Annotated in this window: 22 protein-coding genes and 2 pseudogenes; 9 read left to right on the top strand and 15 right to left on the bottom strand. The window is 40.9% G+C overall.

Annotated elements, in window-relative coordinates; translation table 11 throughout:
* Positions 1–211 precede the first annotated feature (211 nt).
* The 8 genes and pseudogenes from rplT to LRA01S_RS02085 all read right to left on the bottom strand — a co-directional run bounded on the left by rplT (position 212) and on the right by LRA01S_RS02085 (position 6,579).
* Entirely contained in the window at positions 212–571 is a 360-nt protein-coding gene (rplT, locus tag LRA01S_RS02120) for a 50S ribosomal protein L20 (RefSeq protein ID WP_061773999.1), read from the bottom strand.
* A gap of 59 nt (positions 572–630) precedes the next feature.
* The gene (gene rpmI, locus LRA01S_RS02115; protein ID WP_003140675.1) at positions 631–831 is read right to left on the bottom strand and encodes a 50S ribosomal protein L35; all 201 of its coding nucleotides are present in this window, start codon (positions 829–831) and stop codon (positions 631–633) included.
* 29 nt (positions 832–860) lie between these two features.
* The gene (gene infC, locus LRA01S_RS02110; protein ID WP_003140677.1) at positions 861–1,361 is read right to left on the bottom strand and encodes a translation initiation factor IF-3; all 501 of its coding nucleotides are present in this window, start codon (positions 1,359–1,361) and stop codon (positions 861–863) included.
* 339 nt (positions 1,362–1,700) lie between these two features.
* A pseudogene (locus LRA01S_RS02105) lies at positions 1,701–1,947 on the bottom strand (hypothetical protein); the annotation flags it as partial.
* 43 nt (positions 1,948–1,990) lie between these two features.
* On the bottom strand, positions 1,991–2,656 hold the full coding sequence (locus LRA01S_RS02100) for a Fic family protein (protein WP_061773997.1): 666 nt from the start codon (positions 2,654–2,656) through the stop codon (positions 1,991–1,993).
* Positions 2,657–3,125: 469 nt separating this feature from the next.
* The gene (gene mnmG / locus LRA01S_RS02095) at positions 3,126–4,997 is read right to left on the bottom strand and encodes a tRNA uridine-5-carboxymethylaminomethyl(34) synthesis enzyme MnmG (protein WP_061773996.1); all 1,872 of its coding nucleotides are present in this window, start codon (positions 4,995–4,997) and stop codon (positions 3,126–3,128) included.
* A 144-nt stretch (positions 4,998–5,141) separates the two neighbouring features.
* Complete coding sequence (locus LRA01S_RS02090) at positions 5,142–5,636, bottom strand: YehS family protein (protein WP_061773995.1); 495 nt, start codon at positions 5,634–5,636, stop codon at positions 5,142–5,144.
* Positions 5,637–5,676: 40 nt separating this feature from the next.
* Positions 5,677–6,579, bottom strand: coding sequence for a LysR family transcriptional regulator (locus LRA01S_RS02085; protein WP_061773994.1), 903 nt, complete (start codon positions 6,577–6,579; stop codon positions 5,677–5,679).
* Between the two features lie 152 nt (positions 6,580–6,731).
* On the opposite strand from LRA01S_RS02085, the gene LRA01S_RS02080 reads away from it, so the two are divergent.
* Both LRA01S_RS02080 and LRA01S_RS02075 read left to right on the top strand, forming a co-directional pair.
* Complete coding sequence (locus LRA01S_RS02080) at positions 6,732–8,354, top strand: malolactic enzyme (protein WP_061773993.1); 1,623 nt, start codon at positions 6,732–6,734, stop codon at positions 8,352–8,354.
* 21 nt (positions 8,355–8,375) lie between these two features.
* Positions 8,376–9,656, top strand: coding sequence for a 2-hydroxycarboxylate transporter family protein (locus LRA01S_RS02075; protein WP_061773992.1), 1,281 nt, complete (start codon positions 8,376–8,378; stop codon positions 9,654–9,656).
* Between the two features lie 174 nt (positions 9,657–9,830).
* Here the strand turns inward: LRA01S_RS02075 and mnmA are convergent, their stop codons facing one another.
* The gene (gene mnmA, locus LRA01S_RS02070) at positions 9,831–10,955 is read right to left on the bottom strand and encodes a tRNA 2-thiouridine(34) synthase MnmA (RefSeq protein ID WP_144259869.1); all 1,125 of its coding nucleotides are present in this window, start codon (positions 10,953–10,955) and stop codon (positions 9,831–9,833) included.
* A gap of 265 nt (positions 10,956–11,220) precedes the next feature.
* Here mnmA and LRA01S_RS02065 point away from each other — a divergent pair, with 265 nt between their 5' ends.
* On the top strand, positions 11,221–11,832 hold the full coding sequence (locus tag LRA01S_RS02065; protein ID WP_061773991.1) for a peptidase E: 612 nt from the start codon (positions 11,221–11,223) through the stop codon (positions 11,830–11,832).
* A 111-nt stretch (positions 11,833–11,943) separates the two neighbouring features.
* Here the strand turns inward: LRA01S_RS02065 and LRA01S_RS02060 are convergent, their stop codons facing one another.
* The gene (locus tag LRA01S_RS02060) at positions 11,944–12,996 is read right to left on the bottom strand and encodes a hypothetical protein (RefSeq protein WP_061773990.1); all 1,053 of its coding nucleotides are present in this window, start codon (positions 12,994–12,996) and stop codon (positions 11,944–11,946) included.
* 206 nt (positions 12,997–13,202) lie between these two features.
* On the opposite strand from LRA01S_RS02060, the gene LRA01S_RS02055 reads away from it, so the two are divergent.
* The 3 genes from LRA01S_RS02055 (at position 13,203) to LRA01S_RS02050 (ending at position 15,093) form a co-directional block, all read left to right on the top strand.
* Complete coding sequence (locus LRA01S_RS02055; RefSeq protein WP_061773989.1) at positions 13,203–13,748, top strand: biotin transporter BioY; 546 nt, start codon at positions 13,203–13,205, stop codon at positions 13,746–13,748.
* Positions 13,741–14,043 (top strand): CHY zinc finger protein, encoded by a 303-nt coding sequence (locus tag LRA01S_RS10725; protein WP_082785352.1) that lies wholly within the window; start codon positions 13,741–13,743, stop codon positions 14,041–14,043. The genes LRA01S_RS02055 and LRA01S_RS10725 overlap by 8 nt, the downstream gene beginning before the upstream one ends.
* A 111-nt stretch (positions 14,044–14,154) precedes the next feature.
* On the top strand, positions 14,155–15,093 hold the full coding sequence (locus tag LRA01S_RS02050; RefSeq protein ID WP_061773988.1) for a biotin--[acetyl-CoA-carboxylase] ligase: 939 nt from the start codon (positions 14,155–14,157) through the stop codon (positions 15,091–15,093).
* 105 nt (positions 15,094–15,198) lie between these two features.
* On the opposite strand, the gene LRA01S_RS02045 is transcribed toward LRA01S_RS02050, so the two are convergent.
* Together LRA01S_RS02045 and LRA01S_RS02040 are read right to left on the bottom strand one after the other, a co-directional pair.
* Complete coding sequence (locus LRA01S_RS02045; protein WP_061773987.1) at positions 15,199–15,657, bottom strand: hypothetical protein; 459 nt, start codon at positions 15,655–15,657, stop codon at positions 15,199–15,201.
* Between the two features lies 1 nt (position 15,658).
* On the bottom strand, positions 15,659–16,522 hold the full coding sequence (locus LRA01S_RS02040) for an AraC family transcriptional regulator (RefSeq protein WP_061773986.1): 864 nt from the start codon (positions 16,520–16,522) through the stop codon (positions 15,659–15,661).
* Positions 16,523–16,749: 227 nt separating this feature from the next.
* Between LRA01S_RS02040 and LRA01S_RS02035 the strand changes: the two genes are divergently transcribed.
* From LRA01S_RS02035 to sdaAA, 3 genes are all read left to right on the top strand, one after another.
* A complete protein-coding gene (locus LRA01S_RS02035; protein ID WP_061773985.1) occupies positions 16,750–17,391 on the top strand; it encodes an HAD hydrolase-like protein in 642 nt (213 codons plus the stop codon).
* The gene (sdaAB, locus tag LRA01S_RS02030) at positions 17,388–18,059 is read left to right on the top strand and encodes an L-serine ammonia-lyase, iron-sulfur-dependent subunit beta (RefSeq protein WP_061773984.1); all 672 of its coding nucleotides are present in this window, start codon (positions 17,388–17,390) and stop codon (positions 18,057–18,059) included. Before LRA01S_RS02035 ends, sdaAB begins: the two co-directional genes overlap by 4 nt.
* 123 nt (positions 18,060–18,182) lie before the next feature.
* A complete protein-coding gene (gene sdaAA, locus LRA01S_RS02025) occupies positions 18,183–19,052 on the top strand; it encodes an L-serine ammonia-lyase, iron-sulfur-dependent, subunit alpha (RefSeq protein ID WP_061773983.1) in 870 nt (289 codons plus the stop codon).
* A gap of 73 nt (positions 19,053–19,125) precedes the next feature.
* On the opposite strand, the pseudogene bioB reads toward sdaAA, so the two are convergent.
* The 3 genes and pseudogenes from bioB to atpD all read right to left on the bottom strand — a co-directional run bounded on the left by bioB (position 19,126) and on the right by atpD (position 22,099).
* Positions 19,126–20,139: pseudogene (gene bioB, locus LRA01S_RS11395) on the bottom strand (biotin synthase BioB).
* Positions 20,140–20,255: 116 nt separating this feature from the next.
* Entirely contained in the window at positions 20,256–20,675 is a 420-nt protein-coding gene (locus LRA01S_RS02015) for a F0F1 ATP synthase subunit epsilon (protein WP_061773982.1), read from the bottom strand.
* 11 nt (positions 20,676–20,686) lie between these two features.
* Positions 20,687–22,099: a F0F1 ATP synthase subunit beta gene (gene atpD / locus LRA01S_RS02010; RefSeq protein ID WP_061773981.1), complete on the bottom strand. Its 1,413-nt coding sequence runs from the start codon at positions 22,097–22,099 to the stop codon at positions 20,687–20,689.
* Between the last annotated feature and the right edge of the window lie 5 nt (positions 22,100–22,104).

The following is a 22,104-nucleotide window of genomic DNA, read 5'->3' as shown; positions in this document are numbered from 1 at the left end:
CTCAATTCCTTTCAAATTTTAGCACTTAACAGATTGACAGACAAAGTACAAATTATTTGTTTACAAATTTATTATAGCACAAAAAGTAAAAGGTATTATACATAAACTGAAAAAAATCATGATATTTTTCAGCAAAACAAAAAAATCGAGCATGATACTCGACTCTAAATTCAAAAAAACAAGCCGAAGCTTGCTTTTTTAATAGTCTTGCTTATTTAGCCAAAGCTTTTTTAGAAGCGTCAGCCAAAGCTGCGAAAGCTGCTGCATCATTAACTGCAAGATCAGCTAACATTTTACGGTTAACTTCAATTTCAGCTAATTTCAAACCATGCATCAATTTAGAATATGACAATCCGTTGATACGTGCAGCTGCATTGATACGTGCAATCCACAATTTACGGAAATCACGTTTCTTTTGACGACGGTCACGGAACGCATAGTTATATGAGTTCATTACTTGTTCTTTAGCAGTACGGAACAAAGTATGTTTTGCGCCATAGTAACCTTTCGCAAGTTTCAGTACACGTTTACGACGTTTGCGGCTTACAACGCCACCTTTAACACGAGCCATTTATAGTTCTCCTTATTATATCTTAGTTTAATGTAGTCTATGCTTGATTCAGCTCTCTATTATTTAAGAGAGTAAACCATTTTACGGATACGTTTGTAGTCACCAGTTGATACCATACCAGCTTTACGAAGGTGACGACGTTGTTTTTTAGTTTTCCCGTGGAAACGGTGGCTTGTATAGGCTTTAAAACGTTTCAAGCCTCCAGAACCAGTACGTTTAAAACGTTTTGCTGAAGCGCGGTGTGATTTTTGTTTTGGCATTTCTCAAATCTCCTCTAAAATTTTAGTGTTTATTTCTTTTTCTCGCCTGGTGCCAATTGCATAAACATTTGACGACCATCCATTTTGGCACGTTGTTCAACGTGGGCAATGTCTTGGGTTGCGATAACGAAATCGTCCAAGACTTTTTGACCAACTTCTTTATGGGTAATCATCCGACCTTTAAATCGAATAGAAACCTTAACTTTGTTGCCTTTTTCAAGGAATTTAGTTGCTTGACGCAATTTTGTATCAAAGTCATTTTGGTCAATAACTGGAGACAAACGAACTTCTTTGACTGTGACAACAGCCTGATTTTTCTTTTGTTCTTTCAGTTTTTTCTTTTGCTCAAACTTGAATTTTGTAAAATCCATAATTTTGGCAACAGGCGGTGTCGCTTGTGCTGAGATCAACACTAAGTCCATATCTTGATCCATGGCTTGATTAAGCGCATCACGTGTCGGTGTAATCCCGAGTTGATCACCATCTGCCGAGATCAAACGAACTTCGCTTGCACGAATCGCCTGATTCATTGTAACTCTTTCTCTTGCTATGATTGTTCTCCTTGTCTTAAAGATGTTGAGCTGCTTACTTGACTCATAGAAATCTATCAATTCAGGTAATCAAAACTCAATTACTGTAAATGTTCTGCTGGCTAAATGAGCCAACTTCTCCATTGAAAAACAAAACGGACTTTCCGTAGAAAGCCCGCTATAAATCAACTCTGAATCCAGAGAATAAATTCATTTCCATGCCAAGTAGCTTACGCAGTATTGGCGAGAAAGCGGGGGCTTTCTGCTTTTCAACTTCTCTAGTATATCATAGTTTTTGTGGTTAAGTCAATAGAATTAGTTGATTATTTTTTTATTTCTTTATTCTTGCATGCTCTGATATACATCATCTATAAAATCTGGGCACTTCTTTTTTTAAACTATCATTATTTAGTAAAACACCAAAGAAATCTTGATTTTGTGTATAGCCATCTGTTAATGCTTTATCGATCTCATCTTCAAAAGTAAATTTAAAATCTGCTCGATTATTAACACGTGCTGATTTTTTTAGCTTTTCGTTTTTCTTCATCAATTCTCGGATTGCAATCGCACCACTGACACCAATTGGTGCACCAATTGATACTGTGGGTCGCCATGCATTCTCTTTCGGCCTAGTTTGCTAAAAAATATTTTCGGGCTTTATTCTCACCTTGAGCGACTAATAAGTTTTTTGAAACCAATTTCGCAAAATAATTACGCACTGTTGCTGCTGATTTACCTGATAATATTTGTGCTTCAGCACTCGTCACACTCTCATTTTTTTGTAAATAATCACGTATAAGATGGTAAAATTCAGTTTGTGGTTTACTTAATTGTTTTATCGCTATTTTATCGCTTGTTATATCGCTATTTTTTATTGTCTCCATAATAATATCAAGCATAAAATTAATGAATCGCGTGGCACTTTTGTTATCACTCAAAGCCTTATAATAGCTTTCTTGATGCTCATAAATCATCGTTTCAATTGGCAGGTATTCAAATATTGGGTAATCTTGTGCTAAAATCAAATTCTGCCACAACCGTCCCATTCTGCCATTACCATCTTCAAAAGGATGAATTTTTTCAAGTTCATAATGCACAACGCTACTCTTTATTAAGGCTGGAATAACTGAACTTTGTCCCCACTCAAGTAACTCATTAACAAGATGGCTCACAAACTGTGGACGTGCACCCATATGCACAAGATTTCCCGCAATATCATAAATACCGACATCACCTAAACGAAAGCCTCCTGAACGTTTTACTAAATCAGCTATGAGATAGCCGTGCGCTTGCAATAGGTCAGTGACTTGATAAGGATTGAGTTTAAAAATTAGTTCATATGCTTGATAAGCATTTTGTACTTCTCTAATTTCTTGCGGTTTACCTAATACACGCTTGCGGTTGTGTGAGTGTTAATTTTGTTACAATTTCTGTTATTTCAACGATTTTATTTAACATATCGTCTGTGATGTCGAACAGTGGTTGATAAGACATAGTTTCTCCTGACATAGAATAGGTTAATTATACCAAAATATCAATATTTTATCGATTTTTATGTCATTTGGTATAATATTTCATTTTCAATGTTAAAGCATATATATTTAAATTACTCAAACTTAATCCTTCTTACAAGCTTTCATAAGAATCTGATAGCACTCTATGTAAAATTGCAACAAATATCTTGAACTGTGACTCATTTGGTACACGTATTTCGTTTCCATTATACCATAGAAAAAAGCCCAGATAGTCTGAGCTTATTACGTCTTACTTACCTTCCAAATAAACCATCAAAATACTAATATCCGCAGGATTGACACCTGAGATACGACTGGCTTGACCAATCGTTTCTGGATTGATTTTCTTAAATTTTTGACGCGCTTCTGTAGCAATGCTATCTAAAGCATCCCAGTCAATATTTTTCGGAATGCGTTTGGCTTCCAAACGGTGCATTTTAGCGACTTGATCCGTCGCTTTTTTGATATAGCCTTCATATTTAATTTCTGTTTCGATTAATTCAATAATTTTCGCATCCAAAACTTCTGGCGCTTCTCCGATGAAGGATGTCGCAATCTCATAAGTGATTTCTTGACGGCGCATAAACTCTGCTGCTGTCAAGGCATCCGTCAAAGGCTTGAAACCTAAGGCTTCTATCTTAGCATTGGTTTCAGCGATCGGCTTGAGTTTATTTTTTTGCAGGCGCAATAGTTCGTTTTCATATTGATATTTTTTAATATCAAAAGTATGCCAACGGTAATCAGAGACCAAGCCGATCTCACGGCCAAGTGGTGTTAACCGCATATCCGCATTATCATGGCGAAGAATCAAGCGGTACTCAGCACGACTTGTCAACAAACGATAGGGTTCAATCGTTCCTTTCGTTACCAAGTCATCAATCATCACACCGATATAGGCATCTGAACGTTTCAAAATAAACTCAGGTTTACCTTGCGCCTTCAGCGCGGCATTGATCCCTGCAATTAAACCTTGACCTGCTGCTTCTTCATAGCCTGACGTTCCATTGGTTTGACCCGCCGTGAACAAGCCTGAAATCAATTTCGTTTCAAGCGTCGCACGCAGTTGGTGTGGTAAAACCACATCATACTCAATGGCATAACCTGAACGCATCATCTCCGCATTTTCCAAACCTGGAATTGAGCGCAACATCTCAAACTGCACATCTTCCGGCATCGACGTCGACAAGCCTTGCACGTAAACTTCTTCTGTATCTCGGCCTTCAGGCTCTAAAAACAGTTGATGGCGTGGCTTGTCAGCAAAACGCACGATTTTATCCTCAATTGACGGACAATAACGCGGCCCAACACCTTTAACCATCCCTGAAAACATCGGCGCACGATGCAAATTCTCTTGAATGATCATATGCGTCGCATTCTTCGTATAGGTCAACCAACACGGAATTTGATCAGTCAAATAATCCGCATCCTTTGATAAGAAACTAAAGTGATTTGGCTTCTCATCTCCTGGTTGAATCTCCGTTTTACTGTAATCAATGGTACTAGACTTCACGCGCGGTGGCGTACCCGTTTTAAAACGACCAATCTCAAAGCCCAAGTCACGTAAATTGTCAGCAAGACCGATAGAAGCTAGGGAGTTATTTGGACCTGACGAATACTTGAGCTCACCGATGATGATCTCACCACGAAGGGCTGTCCCTGTTGTAATGACAACTGATTTCGCCGTATAAATCGTACCCGTTGACGTTTTAATCCCAGTTATTTGACCGTCTTCTACGAGAATTTCATCCACTACCGCTTGACGCAAAGTCAGATTTTCCGTCTGCTCAATCGTTTTTTTCATCTCACGCGCATACAAATCCTTATCCGCCTGTGCGCGAAGCGCCCGAACCGCAGGGCCTTTACCAGTATTGAGCATCTTCATTTGAATATAAGTTTTGTCGATGTTGCGACCCATCTCGCCACCGAGCGCATCGATTTCGCGAACGACGATCCCTTTAGCCGAGCCACCGACTGACGGATTACACGGCATGAACGCGACCATATTTAAATTAATCGTGACAAGCAGTGTCTTACTACCCATCCGTGCAGACGCTAGTGCTGCTTCACTTCCTGCATGACCGGCACCAACGACGATGACATCAAAATTTTCTTGAAATTGCATGATTACCTCTTTTTATATTTTCATACCAAAAAGCCAAGTACACGAAAAATAGCTACGCTATTCTTCTTGGTACTTGACTACCTTGAATTATTGATACTTATATTTTAGCAGAATTGTCCTAGTCGGTCAAGATTTTTACGCAACTCAAGATTTACCCCGATAATCCAAGGCCATGCCTTTCAGCATATTACGCAAAATTTGATCGCCAGCAGGTTTATAGTTACGGTGATTTTTATTACGCAAAATCGCAGACAGCTCGCTCGTCGACACCGTTTTACCTGATTGCGCCAGAAAATCCTGAAGATGATCCGTCGTATAAGTCATAGTGATCTTAATCTTCTTAATTGTCACATTGTTAATCAGCGCATCGCCCGTCATATCAAAGGTCGCAGGCACCTCCTGCCCTTCTTTATCACGTTTCACACCCCTTTGGCTAATGATGAAGCCATTTAAGAAACGCTCCAAATTCTCGCGAGATAAGGCTTGATCACGATCCGTATCAAGCTCTTGTTTTTTTAAGATGACACGGAGCTTTTCTAGCGTGAGCGGCAACCCACCCAATGCAAAAATATCGAGCATATTACTATCTTTAATGTCAAACGTGTAGCGCAGTCGGATTAAAATATCGTTATTATTCATACCTTTGATTATACCAGAAAAGAGCTAGCATGAGTAGCGCTTATCTCAAGGTATCTTCGACTTTAGCTAGCTTATCTAGCATGGCAACCAATTGTTGCAGATCTTCATTGAGGACAGCAGTTTTCAGATAAGCATACTGTACATAAAAGATTTCTTTATCCTTAGCTGCTAAAGGTATCTTGACCAAGTTTTCCATATCCCTAAAGGGTAGGAAATCCGTCATTAAGGTAATCCCGATATTCGACTTGACCAGTTGGCCAATCGTTTGCACATCAGAAAAATGCAGTAAGACTTTGGCATCCTTTTGATACTTGTCCTTGAGATTTTGAAAAGCTTTGGCGTGGACAAAACTTTCTTCTAATAGAATGAACGGATAATCCAGGGCTTCTTCAAATGAAATTTCAGACTTTTGGGATAAGGGATTATCTTGAGATGCGAAAATATAAAATTCACGTTGATCCAAGGCTTGCACTGTTAGATTTGGATGAACCAGGGGCGCAACGCTACCAATCAAACTAAAATCAAGCCGACCAGATAATAATTTTGACAGCAGTTCATTTGAACCACCTGAAATCAAATCAAAATTTGCGATAAAGTTGACGGCTTCTTTTTCTCTCAATAATTTCGATAGGACTCTGGCCCTGATAATCGGTGGAAATCCGACAAGCGTTTGCTTTTTCTTGGCATGCTCGATCGCTCTTTCCACCGTCATGAACTCGTCCAGAATATGATGGATATGCGCCTTTAAAATCGCCCCTTCACGCGTCAACTGAACCGTTCGATGCGATGGATCTTTCTTGATTAAATCACAAGCATAGTGCTGTTCTAAACGTTTAATAGCATAGCTAATCGTTGGCTGACTGACATCAAATTGATGGGCCACCTGTGTGTAAGATAATAAATCTGCTAAGGCATCAAAATATTCAAAATCTCGTAAATTCATGTTCAAACGTTCCCCTTTTGACCATTTTAACATATCATGGCTTATTTGTTATAAATAAAATTTATCGTAGCCAAGTGAGTTGACTATAAGATTTTATAGGGTGTAAACTAGCCAATATAAAAAATATTTTATAACTAATAGAGGAGACACATATGCGTGCACACGACATTTTAAACAACCCGTTCTTAAATAAAGGGACAGCCTTTACTATGGCAGAACGTCAAGAACTTGGCCTGATTGGTATTTTACCGCCCCATGTTCAAACCATCGAAGAACAAGCTGAACAAACGTATCAACATTATTTGATGAAACCCAACGACTTGGAAAAACGTCATTTCTTAATGGAAATTTTCAATACTAATCGGACTTTGTTCTACTACCTCTTCAACCAACACATCGTTGAATTTAACCCAATCGTTTACGATCCAATCATTGCGGACACCATCGAAAACTACAGCCACCTCTTTGTGGATACACAATATGCTGCTTACCTCGATACCAACCACCCAGAAAACATTGCAGAAACTTTGAAAAATGCTGCAGGCGACCGTAAAATCCGTCTCATTGTTGTAACGGATGCGGAAGGGATCTTAGGTATTGGAGACTGGGGCACACAAGGTGTGGATATTTCAGTCGGTAAATTGATGATCTATACAGCAGCAGCTGGTATTGATCCTGCGTCTGTTCTACCAATCGTTATCGATGCTGGCACAAATAGAGAAGAATTACTCAAAGATTCATTGTACCTCGGTAATCATCAAGAACGTCTTTACGGGGATCAATATTATGACTTTATCGATCAATTTGTCACAACTGCTGAAGAAATGTTCCCTAAACTTTACTTGCATTGGGAAGATTTCGGCCGCTCAAATGCTGCAACCATTTTAGACAAATACAAAAAAGTCATCCCAACCTTTAATGATGACATTCAAGGAACAGGTATTGTCGTGCTCGGTGGTGTCTTTGGTGCACTTGATATCACAGGTGGCAAATTAACTGATCAAGTTTATCTATGTTATGGTGGCGGATCTGCTGGTGCGGGGATCGCGAGTCGTGTGCATGCAGAAATGGTCAGCGAAGGACTTTCAGAAGCTGAAGCTTACCAACGTTTCTTCATGATCGACAAACAAGGCCTCCTCTTTGATGACATGACAGACTTAACTCCAGCTCAAAAACCATTTGCTAAAAAACGTGCAGACTTTGAAAATGCTGGCGACATGACAGATCTACTCACTGTTGTTAAAACCGTTAAACCAACTATTTTAGTCGGAACATCAACTGATCCAGGTGCCTTCACACAAGAAGTTGTTGAAGCCATGTGTGCTAACACTGAACGCCCAGTTATTTTCCCAATTTCAAACCCAACCAAAAAATTGGAAGCAACTGCTGAACAAGTGATCGAATGGTCTGACGGTAAAGCCTTTGTTGCAACAGGTGTTCCTTCAGGTACTGTTCACTATCAAGGTGTTGACTACGAAATTGGTCAAGCCAATAACGCTTTGATCTATCCTGGTCTAGGACTTGGGATGTTAGCATCTGAAGCGTCACTCTTGACAGATGAAATGATCGGCGCAGCAGCACATTCCTTGAGCGGTATGGTAGACTTAAAACAACCAGGTGCGCCTGTTCTCCCACCATTCCAATATGTGGCAGATGTTTCAATCAAAGTCGCTGAAGCTGTCGCTAAAATGGCACAAAAACAAGGTTTAGCCCAAGCTGAAGAAACTGATATGTCTAAAGCCGTTCAAGACCTCAAATGGTATCCAGAATACTAAGAGGACCTAAGAGAAGAGAAAATGAAAGATTTAAAAACTATCAAAATTTCAGGAATTCCTTTGCCCCTCTACGCCTTTTTTATCGTGATTCTTGCAAGTGTGATCGCACTTGGCAAACTCCCACTTAATATGGTGGGGATCACCCTCTTACTAGTCGTCTTGGGTCATCTCCTATACTATATTGGTGAAAAACTCCCTATTGTCAACTCCTATCTTGGTGGCGGATCAGTTTTTACCTTGATTGGGGCAACGCTCCTATCTTTTGGCCACGTCATTCCTAAGAACGTGATTGGAGCCGTTGGTAAATTCATGGGTGGTCAATTTGGCTTTCTTGATTTTTATATCGCAGCACTGATTTGTGGCTCTATTTTAGGCATGAATCGCAAGCTATTGATTAAAGCCTCTACTAAATTTATCCCTGTCACTTTGGTTACAATGGTCATCGGATTTTTTGCAGTCGGTGGCATGGGGATGTTGCTCAGCAAAGGTTTTGCACACTCAGTCATGTACGTTTCAATGCCAATGATGGCAGGTGGTATGGGCGCGGGGATTACACCACTGTCTCAAATCTATGCCTCTGGTCTAGCGCACGGCAGCCAAGCCGCTATCTTCTCACAACTCGCACCTGCGGTGACTTTCGGGAACATTATGGCGATTATTGGTGCCCTGTCTATTTCAAAAGTTTTTGCTAACACCAAATACAATGGCCATGGGACATTAATTTCAGCAACTAAAGAAGAACTTGAGCGACCAAAAATTAAACTTGATGCCCAACGCATCGGTGTCGGTATGCTCTTTGCCTTCACACTGCTGATGGTGGGTTGCCTACTCAACAACTTCTTTCCAAAAGTTCACGAATATGCCTTTATGATTATCATCGTCTTTATCATCAAAGCAACAAATACCGTGCCAAAACAATTGGAAGAATCTGTTATCATGTTTAATGAAGTTGTCATGACCAATCTGACTCATGCTGTTTTAGCTGGGATAGGTTTGGCCTTGATCGACTTAAAAACCTTGGCTTCAGCCTTGACTTGGCAATTTGTCATCCTTTGCTTAACAAGTGTTGTTGCCATGGGACTGGCGAGCTGGTTCCTAGGTAAAATACTTGGTATGTATCCAGTGGAAACAGCCATTGGCGCTGGTATGATTAATAACTCCATGGGTGGCACAGGTAATATTGCCGTTCTATCCGCATCCGACCGGATGGAAATGATCGCCTTCGCCCAAATGGGCAATCGCCTCTGCGGTGCCATCGTTCTGATCATGGGTGGTATCCTGATACGTCTCTTCTATCCTTAATCAAATCCTGAAAATCCATCATTCTCATGTGATGGATTTTTTTATAGCCTACTTAAATTTAGGGAAACAACACGAAATTGTATTGTTTCTTTTTCATCCTCAAAAATTTTTATTCAAATTTCTTCATGCAAAAAATCGTCTGGGAAAGTTCTCCCAAACGATTTTCTTTCATATTTATTGATATTGCATGACTTGTTCATTTTTATAAGCGTGGTCGATCATCGCACCGCCCAGACATTCTGCGCCATCATAGAAGACAACAGCTTGACCTGGTGTAATGGCACGAACGGGTTCGTCAAAGACAACTGTAACCTTGTCACCATTGACTTTCATCGTCACACCTGTATCAGCTTGACGGTAACGAAACTTAGCCGTGCAGTGCATGTCAAAAGTATCTGGCATATCACGTGTAAAAGATAAATCACTGGCATCAAGGCTGGTTGAATACAAGGCTTCATTGTGGAATCCTTGTCCCACATAAAGAATATTTTGTGACAAATCTTTACCGACAACAAACCAAGGTTCGTTATCGCCACCGTGTTGTCCACCGATACCAAGACCACCACGTTGACCAATTGTATAGTACATAAGACCAGCATGTTCACCCATATCACGGCCTTCAAAGGTCATCATACGACCTTTTTGAGCTGGTAAGTATTGGCTGAGGAATTGTTTGAAATTCTTTTCACCGATGAAACAAACACCTGTTGAGTCTTTTTTCTTAGCTGTGGCAAGGACTGCGCGTTCCGCAATTTTACGGACTTCAGGCTTTCCCAAATGACCAAGTGGAAACATCACTTTTTGGAGCTGTTCTTGTGACAATTGGCTGAGGAAATAAGTCTGATCTTTATTATCATCAGCGCCGCGTAACATGTGGACGATACCATTGTCATCACGTGTGACTTGGGCGTAATGTCCTGTCGCCACGTAATCTGCACCAAGTTCAATAGCGTAATCAAGGAAAGCTTTAAACTTAATTTCCTTGTTACACATGACGTCTGGATTTGGCGTCCGACCTGCACGGTACTCTGCTAAGAAGTACTCGAATACGCGATCCCAGTACTCTTTTTCGAAGTTAACCGTATAGTAGGGGATGCCGATCTGGTCTGCCACTAAAGCCACGTCTTTATAATCTTCCGTCGCTGTACAGACACCAAAATCATCGGTATCATCCCAGTTTTTCATGAAGATCCCGATCACATCATAGCCCTGCTCCTTGAGCAAAAGCGCTGTGACACTAGAATCCACACCACCACTCATGCCGACAACGACACGAGTTTTTGAATTATCATTTTGCAAAATAATAATCCTCCCATCAAATTTTATTTAGGAGCACGAAAAGCTACTCCCCGTTAATCAATCGCTTTGAAGGGCGTCATTAACTATTCTAGTATAGCAGATTTACCGGCGGATTGCTAGGTAAGGGCACTTTTGAAAAATACGTGTGAACTACTGGCAACAACAGGTTTAGATCTATCAAGATGAGTCCTCAGACCTCTGTTATGTTATACTGGTATTAAGCATAAAGTAGCCTATAGGCACACTAAATTAGGGAGTTTAACGCATGAAAAAATTATTTCTCAGCTCATCATTTGACGATGTTGCCAACCGTTTGCCAGCATTTATCGGCGAAAAATTAGCTGGAAAAGTTGTAACCTTTATTCCAACTGCTAATGTCCCGCAAGACTATGATGGCTATGTCCTATCAGCTAAAGCAGCTTTTGAGTCACTAGGTTTAACGATCGATGAACTTGAAGTCTCGACAGCTTCACCAAGTGATATCCAAAGCAAGCTCACCCAGAATGATTATATTTACGTTTCAGGTGGCAACTCCTTCTTTCTCCTCCAAGAATTAAAACGAACAGGTGCTGATCAACTCATCATCGACCAGATCAATCAAGGAAAGCTCTATATCGGAGAATCAGCAGGTTCGATCATTACCTCACCTGATATTGCTTATATCTCAGCCATGGATAGTACTAAAAAAGCACCAAACTTAACTAGTACAGAAGGGCTTAATCTAGTTGATTTTTATACCTTGCCTCATGCCACCAACGAACCCTTTGAAGAAGAAGCACAGGAGATCATCGCAGCTTATGGTAACAAGATCAAATTGAAACCTATTTCAAATGATCAAGTCATCATGGTCTTAGGCGATACGATTCGTGTGAGTTAAAATTAATGTTACTGACTTATATTATGAGTCTCAAGTTCTTAACTTGGGGCTTTTTTTAACTCAAAAAAAACCAAGCCTTAGCTTGATTTTGTTTAACATGACGCACCATCATCACGATGCCTTAGGCACTTGATTTGGCATGATCGCTTTTGAGTTAATACTTTTGTTGAATTCTGATGATTTCAAGGCGATCCGATTGAGTTCATCTGTTTTGGCATTATATTGATCGACAACGCTAGAGATTTGTATTTGCCGCTCTGTCAATTCGGATACCTTTTGTTGCAAACTATCTCTATCTGCAATAAACTCTGATTCACTAGCATACGCTTTATTTTGTGACCGACTATTAAAAGCATCAATTTCTGAATTGACATTGGTAAGGTCAGTCTCATATTGGGACAGATCGCTATCAATTTGTTCTTTTAAAGATGTTGTTTCAGCTGATAATTGCGTTGACTTTTGTTCTAAAGCATCAAACTTAGATTGATAGTTTTCATACATGGTCACGATTTTTTCTCTATTTTTAAAATACTTGGCATAATGTTTTTCCAATTTCGGTGACAGATGACGATACTCAGTTCCTAAAAAGGAATGTAATTCATTATCACGCTGTCCTAATTCAAACTTAGCATAATCCGCTAACAGTTTTTCCGTTTTCTCCGTTTTGATTTTGGCATAATCTTCTTCCAAAAGTGGCATGAGTTCTCGTCGCTCTTGGCAGGTCAAGCGATACCAGTCAGCATGTAAAGCTTCATGTGCTGCAGTGACTTCAACGATATCTTCTAAATCTTGATTTTTGATCCGATAAAGGAAAATTTTGCGATGATTATAGTAACCCAAAGTGGCATTGGTATCATAACTATCAGGTACCTCTGCATTAAAGTCTGCTGCATCTAACAGTTGTGGATTTGACGCATAAAATATCACGCGCCCTTTTTCGGTAAATCCGATTTTCTCTGTAATGGCTGCAATTTCTCGCGTTGGTTGATAGGTCTTGACGATTTTTTTATCAATTTTGGCTTGATGTGCTGCCTCTGACGACGTTTTGATGCTTAATTGTCCGTTATTCCCATTAGCATCCGAATTTTTTCGGATGTTCCATGCGACGACAATTGATATTAAGACGGTTAGCGCAACTAACCCTTTTATGCACTTTTTATTCATAAATTACATTATAACAGAAAACATCCTGTATCATATTTCTAAAATTGTATAATTTTTTTAATCTATAAATCAACTACTAATCTAAAAGTGACTGCCAATTTTTGCCATTTATTACTGCCAATTGCTACTTGACACGGACGACATTATTCTCTATACTAACAATTGTATACCTATTATTTATATTATGTTTACAATTAGGAGGATTTATGAAAACACGTCACCTTACCCTATCAGCTATTGTCTTAGCTGCACTTATTGTCATAGCTTATATTCCGATTATTCCGCTACCGCTTGTTCCCATAACCATTCAAAATCTAGGCATCATGCTCGCAGGTGCTTTACTTGGCGGGCGCAAAGGGTTTATCACAGTAGCCCTACTTTTATTGCTTGCCATGCTCGGTTTACCTGTTCTAACCGGTGGTTCTGGTGGATTCGCACGTTTCTTTGGTGCAACTGCTGGTTACTTGTGGGCATACCCTGTTGGCGCAGGCTTGATTGGCTTCAGTGTCGCAAAACTTAAACAGTTAAATCGCTTGAATTTTTTGAGTGTGTTGGTCATCATCTTGGTCTTCGGTGTGCTTTTCATTGATGGCATGGGCGCTATTGGTCTAACACTCGTCACAAAGATGCCGTTAAGCAAATCGCTATTTTTACAGTTAACTTATATGCCAGGTGATGTCATTAAAGCAATTGTTGCAAGTACGATCACAGTCGCCTTACACACACGATTCGGAAAGTTTTTAAATGCCTGAGATATTTGGTTTACAAGTTGACAAATCTGGTCGCTGTCAGCATTGGCATGGCGAAAATGATGTTGTCGCTAATCAGTGTGCTAGCTGTCAACAATATTTTGCCTGCTATCTTTGTCATAATGCCATAAAGGATCATGAGTTTATACCAAATCCTTGGCACAAATTAAGCGTCATGTGTGGCAATTGCCGCTCCCAAATGACAGGTAATGTTTATCGTCACTTATCTGCTTGTTCTACTTGCCAACAGCCCTTCAATCCTGGCTGTCACCTACACGCACATCTCTATTTTAACTAGAATCATTAGCAAGTCATTTAGGGCAAACAAAGGGTTACTGACAAGGGATGCGTGATTAAAAATAATGATATTATCCGATAAGCGTTTAAGATATTTATGTTAAAATGAAGTATGACAACTTCAACAGCTGAAATCATTTTAAATCTACTCATCAACCATGAAAATGAATGGGTCTCTGGCCAAGAATTAGCCGCTAGCCTGAATCTTTCGCGTGCAGCGATTTGGAAGGCAATCGCCAAACTAACTGCTGATGGTTTTACAATTGAGAGTCAGCGTGGTCCTGGCAAGGGCTATCGCTATATTCCAGATGAAAAAATGAGTGCCGCAGGGATTAGCCATGACCTGGAGCATGATATCACAGTCCAAGTTTTTGACAGTCTGCCTTCAACCAATGTCTATGCCAAGCAAGGACTAGTCAATGGCGATGTGACTGAACCAACTGTGATTATCGCCAATATCCAGACAAGAGGGACCGGCCATTTCGGTCGAGTCTTTGACTCGCCTGCTCAAACAGGCTTATACCTCAGCTTTGCGCTCCCAGTCGATCCTGATCAACAAGTCGTGCCACATTTGCTTGCGACCAGTCTCGCTGTCGCCGTCGGTAGAACGGTTAAAGCGCTATTTGACATTGATTTGGACTTCAAATGGATTAATAATATTTATTATCAAGGGCAAAAAGTTGGTGGTATTCTAACCGAAGCCATTGTCAATTTTGAAACACAGACCTACTCAGCGCTCGTCGTCGGGATCGGGTTAAATTTGACCAATAAACAGACTGAACTAGGCTACCTCACCAGCCAGCTCGCAATTTCTCGTAACCAAGTTGCGGCTGCTCTGATCGATCAGTTTTTAAACCTCTACGACACTTACCTAGATGGCAAATTCCTTGATGATTATCGGGCACATTTTAGTGATCTGAACCAAACCATTCAGGTCCAATGTAGTCAGAAAATATTAAGTGGTAAGGCTGTCCGCATTGATAACGATGGGCGATTAATCCTCGAAACGGCAGAGGGTCTGGAAAAGTTAGTAGCTGGAGAAACACTATAAAAATAGACTATGAACGATTTTAATGTCATTGAAATCATGTATAGTCTATTTTTTAATGTCACTTTTGTCATTTTATGAATTGTTAAGATTCAAAATCACTGCTACTTATGATTTAAACTTAGCATTTTTATAATCATAGGGTAAACTTGTCCCCACCACAACATCCTCAATTTTCTCTAAAATCAGCCAGTCATCCATATTGCCTTGACGTTCAAATTCTAGCGGTGAAATAGCTTCAACAGCCTCAAACTCAACCAGACACAAACACTTCTTATGCCATCTCGTCTTTTGTTTGTCTGATAATGCCAACTTATCCTGATGCTCTTCAAGCCTTGTTGTAATCTCTTCATCAGTTAATTTAACAAAGTTCTGAACTGATTTCACACGCGCTTTTGTCGCAATATCTTTTGTTCCCTTTTTTATAAAATATAAAGTTTCACCTTCAAAGACTCGACTATGCGGAATTTTCCGACCAGCTGCACCACGTACAATCATCGTTTTTTCACCAGACAAAATCTTCTCTAAGACCTTTTCTTTGTCATCACAATAAACTAAATGAATCATCTTAGTCACCTCCTTTTTTTATCGGCAGCCAAACTTCACATCTGTAATCCTCAGCCTGCTGATTACCTTCTGTATAGACTTCAATATCTGGTGCATCAGCATATTCATAACCAGAACTTGGCAGCCACTCCGTGATAATTCGCCTTTGCAAGTCTTGTAAAGCATGAGGTAAAGCACCAATACACTCAAAAATCGCCCACTTAGAAGCAGGGACAATCGTGTCTACCATACCAATTGGTGTCTCATTTTCACTAGCAACAGCAATATAATAATCAAAAGTTTTACCATCCATACAAGTGCTGACCCCTAATACACCAAACGGTTGACACGACATTTGACTCACAAGTTGGAGCATTAGACCTTCTTGTGCAATTTTCCCCCAAAACATGGGAATGGCTTTAAAATTTTCTTGTATCTCAACTTGATAATGCTCACTAAATCCCACAACCTTAAAAGTAGCTTTATTTTCAATTCGATAATTTAATTCTGACTCCCCTTTAATAGAGAGTGTAAAAGAAATCGGTGGATAGGCTTTTAGTTTCGTTCCCTCACTTCTTGCAACGGATGGGGCCACACCGTGAATTGTCTGAAAGGCACGATTGAAAGCGGTCGGCGACTCATAACCATATTTCAAAGCTATATCACTAATTTTTTCTGAACTATTTTGTAAATCAAACGCTGCACGTGACATTCTTCTTCTGCGAATATATTCTGACAATGGTATTTCTGCAATGTAGGAAAACATCCTTTGAAAATGAAATGTTGAACAACAAGCAAGCTGTGATAATTTCTCCAAGTCAATTTCATCTGTTAAATGTGCCTCAATATAATTGATTGACTTATTCAAATGATTAATCCACTTCATTCTTCATAGCTCCTCATGCTTTATTAATTATATTTTAACATTTTATACAAAACCACCTCTCTATCACTGCACAAAAAAGAGAGTCTCTCATCATCTCCCACTCACTTTGCAATCTAAAAATGAGAATACGCCAATATATCATAAACTTCCTAACTCCCCAAATTAACCTATCCATAAATCAACCATTTCCCATATCAAATCCGCCCATATCGTGATAAAATAGAGCTATGACATTAAAAAATTTATTCTTTGATTTAGATGGGACGATTCTGGAAAGTTCCAGAGGGATCCTTAATAGTTTTCGATATACATTTGATGAAATGGGGCATCCTCAGTTATCTGATGCTGAGTTAAACACGTTTATCGGGCCACCCCTTGAAACAACTTTTGCAACCCTCGCAAATGGTGATGACGCATGGGCCGAAAAAGCCATCGTGACTTATCGCAAATACTATGCGGCAAAAGGTATGCTAGAGGCTGAGCCCTACGACGGGATTTTAGAGACCTTGGAGACGCTACAGCGCTTGGACTACAACCTCTTCATCGCGACCTCTAAAAAAGAAGATGTCGCGCAGAACATGCTGGCAGGACTCAAGTTATCGCAACACTTTAAAGGCATCTTTGGCAACACACCCCAAGCACACTCTAAAACGCTTGTCCTCAAAAAATCGTTGGACCTATCACAATCTACTCCTAACACCTCTGCCATGATCGGGGATCGTGAGTACGACATTATCGGCGGCCAGGAAAATAAGGTCGCAAAAACGATCGGTGTGCTCTGGGGATTTGGTGATGAGACCGAGCTAAAAAATGCGGGTAGCGATATTCTGATTGCCCACCCGCAACAACTTTTGGAGATAATCAGATGAGACACCTCAAATTTAAATCCGTTTTTGATATCATGGGCCCCGTCATGATTGGCCCTTCAAGCTCACACACTGCCGGTGCGGTTCGCATCGGTAAAATTGTGCACTCGATTTTCGGTGAGCAGCCGACCGAAGTCGAGTTTCATCTTTATCAGTCCTTCGCTAAAACCTATCGTGGCCATGGAACAGACTTGGCGCTAGTGGCGGGGATTCTGGGCATGGAGACAAATGATCCTAGGATTCCAGATTCTTTGGAAATTGCCGATAAGGCTGGCATTAAAGTCTTTTGGCATATTCACAAAGACGAAAAAGCTGACCACCCCAATACGGCTAAGATTATCATCAAGTCTGAGACCAAGTCCATGTCGATCAAAGGCATTTCTATCGGTGGCGGCAATATCCAGGTAACTGAGCTCAACGGCTTTGACGTTGCCCTGAATATGAACACACCAACACTAATCATCGTCCATCAAGATTTACCTGGCATGATCGCTAAAGTGACAGATAGACTTTCAAAACACGACATCAATATCGCCCAAATGAACGTCACACGAGAAAATGCGGGTGAAAAGGCCATCATGATCATCGAAATTGATTCTCGTGATGTCGACCAAGCCCTCGCCGAAATCAAAGCCATTGACAACTTACACAACGTCAACTTCTTTGGTTAAATTTAAAGGAGTAGCCTGTCCAACGGCTAAGCGGTAGAACCGCTTAGCCACGTTGTACATAGCAACTTCCCTAAGCTCTTCGTCTCTTCGTCTCTTCGTTCCTCAATCGCTAAAGGAGTAGCCATGTTCTACACAATAGAAGAATTAGTCACACAGGCTGATCAGGAATTTGATGGGTCCATCTCTGAATTGATGATTGCGACCGAAATCGAAACATCTGGTCGGTCGCGTGCTGAAATTCTTGACCTTATGTCAGAAAATCTCAAGGTTATGTTGGCCTCGATTGATAATGGCATGACAGAAAACACATCGCGCACTGGCTTGACTGGTGGCGATGCGCTCAAACTTGATCGCTATATCAAATCTGGTCGCACCTTATCAGATACAACTGTTTTGACTGCCGCACGAAATGCTATGGCAGTCAACGAAAGTAACGCCCAGATGGGTCTCGTCTGTGCCACACCAACCGCTGGTAGTGCCGGCTGCGTCCCCGCAGTTCTCGCCACCGCTATTGATAAGCTCCAGTTGACTGAAGCACAACAACTGGACTTTTTATTCACCGCTGGTGCTTTCGGTCTCGTCATCGCCAACAACGCCTCAATTTCTGGTGCTGAAGGTGGCTGTCAGGCTGAAGTCGGTTCAGCTGCCGCTATGGGATCAGCTGCCCTCGTCATGGCTGCTGGTGGCAATCCCCATCAGGCCAGTCAAGCCTGTGCCTTTGTCATCAAAAACCTGCTCGGTCTTATCTGTGACCCTGTTGCGGGGCTAGTCGAAGTCCCTTGTGTCAAACGCAATGCCATGGGCGCTAGCTTTTCACTCGTTGCTGCCGATATGGCGCTTGCTGGGATTGAGTCTAGAATCCCAACTGATGAAGTCATCCAAGCCATGTACCAAGTTGGTCAAGCCATGCCAAATGCCTTCCGTGAAACCGCAGAAGGTGGCCTCGCTGCTACACCAACTGGTAAACGTCTCAAAGCCGAAATCTTCGGTTAGATCTAAAATAGATAAAAAGCTCATCATGTGATTAAACCACATGATGAGCTTTTATTAATTTACTCAGCCTATCTTATATTCTCTGTTCAGGTATTACCTGAGCTTGATTTGACCTCTCTTTTCTTTTATAGTCAATTTCTAGCAACTCAAGTTTTGTAATATCTTGATTTTCAGTATCACCACCACTTGTCAAATAATCTCCTAAAAATAAAGAATCTGTTATCAAAAGAGCAAAATGTTGTAAATCTCCAAGATGATATTCTCGCCCAGCGCTCGCACGTAGTTCTGTTTCAGTAAAAATAAACCGCATCAAAGCCAAAATTTTCAAACATTTAAGAGGCGTCAAAGTATGGACATTTGAAAACTTTGTCCCCTCAATCGGAATTAGAAAATTTATCGGAACAGCATGCGGTGTTAAGTCACGCAACTCAAAAGCCAAATCAATCAACTGCTCATCTGTCTCACCCATGCCACAGATAAAGCCTGCACAAGCATTCATATCAACTTGTTGCAACATCTCTAAGGTAGCTTTTCTTTGCGCATAGGTATGCGTTGTCGCTATTTTTTCATAATTATCCTGAGGTGTATTCAAGTTATGATTCAGACGATCAACACCACAAGATTTAAAATAGTTGATTTGTTCAAGGGTTGACAGACCAACTGACAGACAAATCTCCAAAGGCAAGTCCCGCTTAATTTTTTGGATCGCCTCACACACTGCAAGCATTTCCTACTCAGACAACCGACTACCACTTGTTGCAATACAAAATGTCGTAGCATTCCTTTTGTAGGCAAGAAGTGCCTTTTTATAGATGATATCAGTCGGTAACAAGCCGTAAGTCTCAATATCAGCTGAACTAATCTTAGACTGTGCACAATAACCACAGTCTTCAGCGCATAATCCACTTTTGGCATTCATCAGAACATTTAACTGCAGCTTATTTTGATAAAAATGATTTTTCACCATCAAAGCAGCCCCATATATTCCCCACCACTCAGTCCTACTATTTAAAACAGCCAATGACTCTGCTTTTGTTATCTGACCTTTTCCATTACAAATTCTCTGAGCAAGTGCAGTAAAATCCATCCTAAAATGCCACTCTTTCGATTATATAGTAAACCTATTCTATATAAAAAGTTTACATTTGTCAAACCGCACAAAAAAACCTTATCAACTGACAAGGTTTTTTGTATAATATAAATTTATCTGTGATTTGAAACACGCAAGCGGTTAAGCGCACGGTGAAGTGCAACTTCGGCACGCTTGGCAGCATCCACATCACGTTTGTTTTCAGCTTCTTGCAATTCGCTTTCAGCGCGACGTTTCGCACGTTCGGCACGTGTCACGTCGATATCGCGTTCACGTTCGGCCGAATCGGCAACAATCGTCACTAAGTTATTACGGACTTCGGCGATCCCACCATTGATGGAAATCCAGTCAACGTGTTTTTCATCGTCAATCCGACGCACTTTCAGCTCATCAATTTTCAATGACGCAATCGTTGGGATCATGTTAGGCAAGACCCCAAGTTCGCCATCAACAGTTGATAACAAGATAAAATAGGCATGGTGATCGTAACAAATCCCATTAGGCGTGATGACTTGGACTGTCATGTAATCCATATCAGACCTCCTTAGTAACCCATTTTCTTAGCTTTGGCAATAACATCTTCAATTGGCCCAACGGCACGGAAGGCATCCTCAGGTAAGTTGTCGTATTGACCAGCAAGAATGTCTTTAAAGCCTTTAACCGTTTCTTCAACTGGTACATATGACCCAGGTTGACCGGTAAATTGTTCCGCCACGTTGAAGTTTTGTGACAGGAAGAATTGGATCCGACGCGCACGACCAACAAGGGTCTTTTCTTCGTCAGACAATTCATCCATACCTAAGATCGCAATGATATCTTGCAATTCACGGTAGCGTTGGAGCACACGTTGAACTTCTGTCGCCACTTCATAGTGTTCTTGACCAACGATTTCTGGTGTCAAGGCACGTGAACTTGATGCCAATGGGTCAACGGCTGGATAAATCCCTTGTTGCGTCAATTTACGCTCAAGGTTGGTCGTTGAATCCAAATGGGCAAAGGCTGTCGCTGGTGCTGGGTCAGTATAGTCATCGGCTGGTACATAGATAGCTTGGATAGAGGTAACTGAACCTTTTTTAGTAGACGTAATCCGTTCTTGCAATTGACCCATTTCTGTTGCCAATGTCGGTTGGTAACCAACGGCTGATGGCATCCGACCCAAAAGGGCAGATACTTCAGAACCTGCTTGTGTGAAACGGAAAATGTTGTCGATAAACAAGAGGACATCTTGTCCTTCAACATCACGGAAGTATTCCGCGATTGTCAAACCTGCCAAAGCAACACGCATCCGTGCACCCGGTGGCTCATTCATTTGACCAAAGACCATGGCAGTTTTTTCGATAACGCCAGATTCTTTCATTTCACCGTAAAGGTCATTCCCTTCACGTGTCCGTTCACCAACACCCGTAAACACTGAAATACCACCATGTTCTTGAGCGATGTTGTGGATCAATTCTTGAATCAAAACGGTTTTACCAACACCGGCACCACCGAAAAGTCCAACTTTACCACCTTTAAGATAAGGGGCAAGCAAGTCGATTACCTTGATACCAGTGACAAGGATTTCGTTAGAGGTAGACAATTCATCAAAAGCAGGTGCTTTTTGGTGAATTGGGCTACGTTGCGCATCCTCAGGGAATGGTGTTTCCAAGTCGATTGTGTCACCAATTACGTTAAACACGCGACCAAGAGTTTCTTTCCCGACAGGGACACTGATTGGGCGACCTGTGTCAAGGACTTCAAGGCCACGTTTCAAACCATCAGTAGACTCCATGGCAATGGTGCGGACAACGCCGTCACCAAGCTCAAGCGCTACTTCTAGCACGATTTTAGTTTTTGTATTGTCGCCGTTGTCTTTATAAACAATCAGCGCATTATTAATTTCAGGAAGATTTTCTCCACCTGCAAACTCAACGTCTACAACTGGTCCGATTACCTGTGAAATTTTACCAGAGCTCATATTAC

Source organism: Pseudolactococcus raffinolactis NBRC 100932, from assembly GCF_001591765.1.
GTDB lineage: Bacteria > Bacillota > Bacilli > Lactobacillales > Streptococcaceae > Pseudolactococcus > Pseudolactococcus raffinolactis.
Note: the sequence above shows the minus strand (reverse complement) of the source record. Positions and strands in the feature narration are given on the sequence as shown.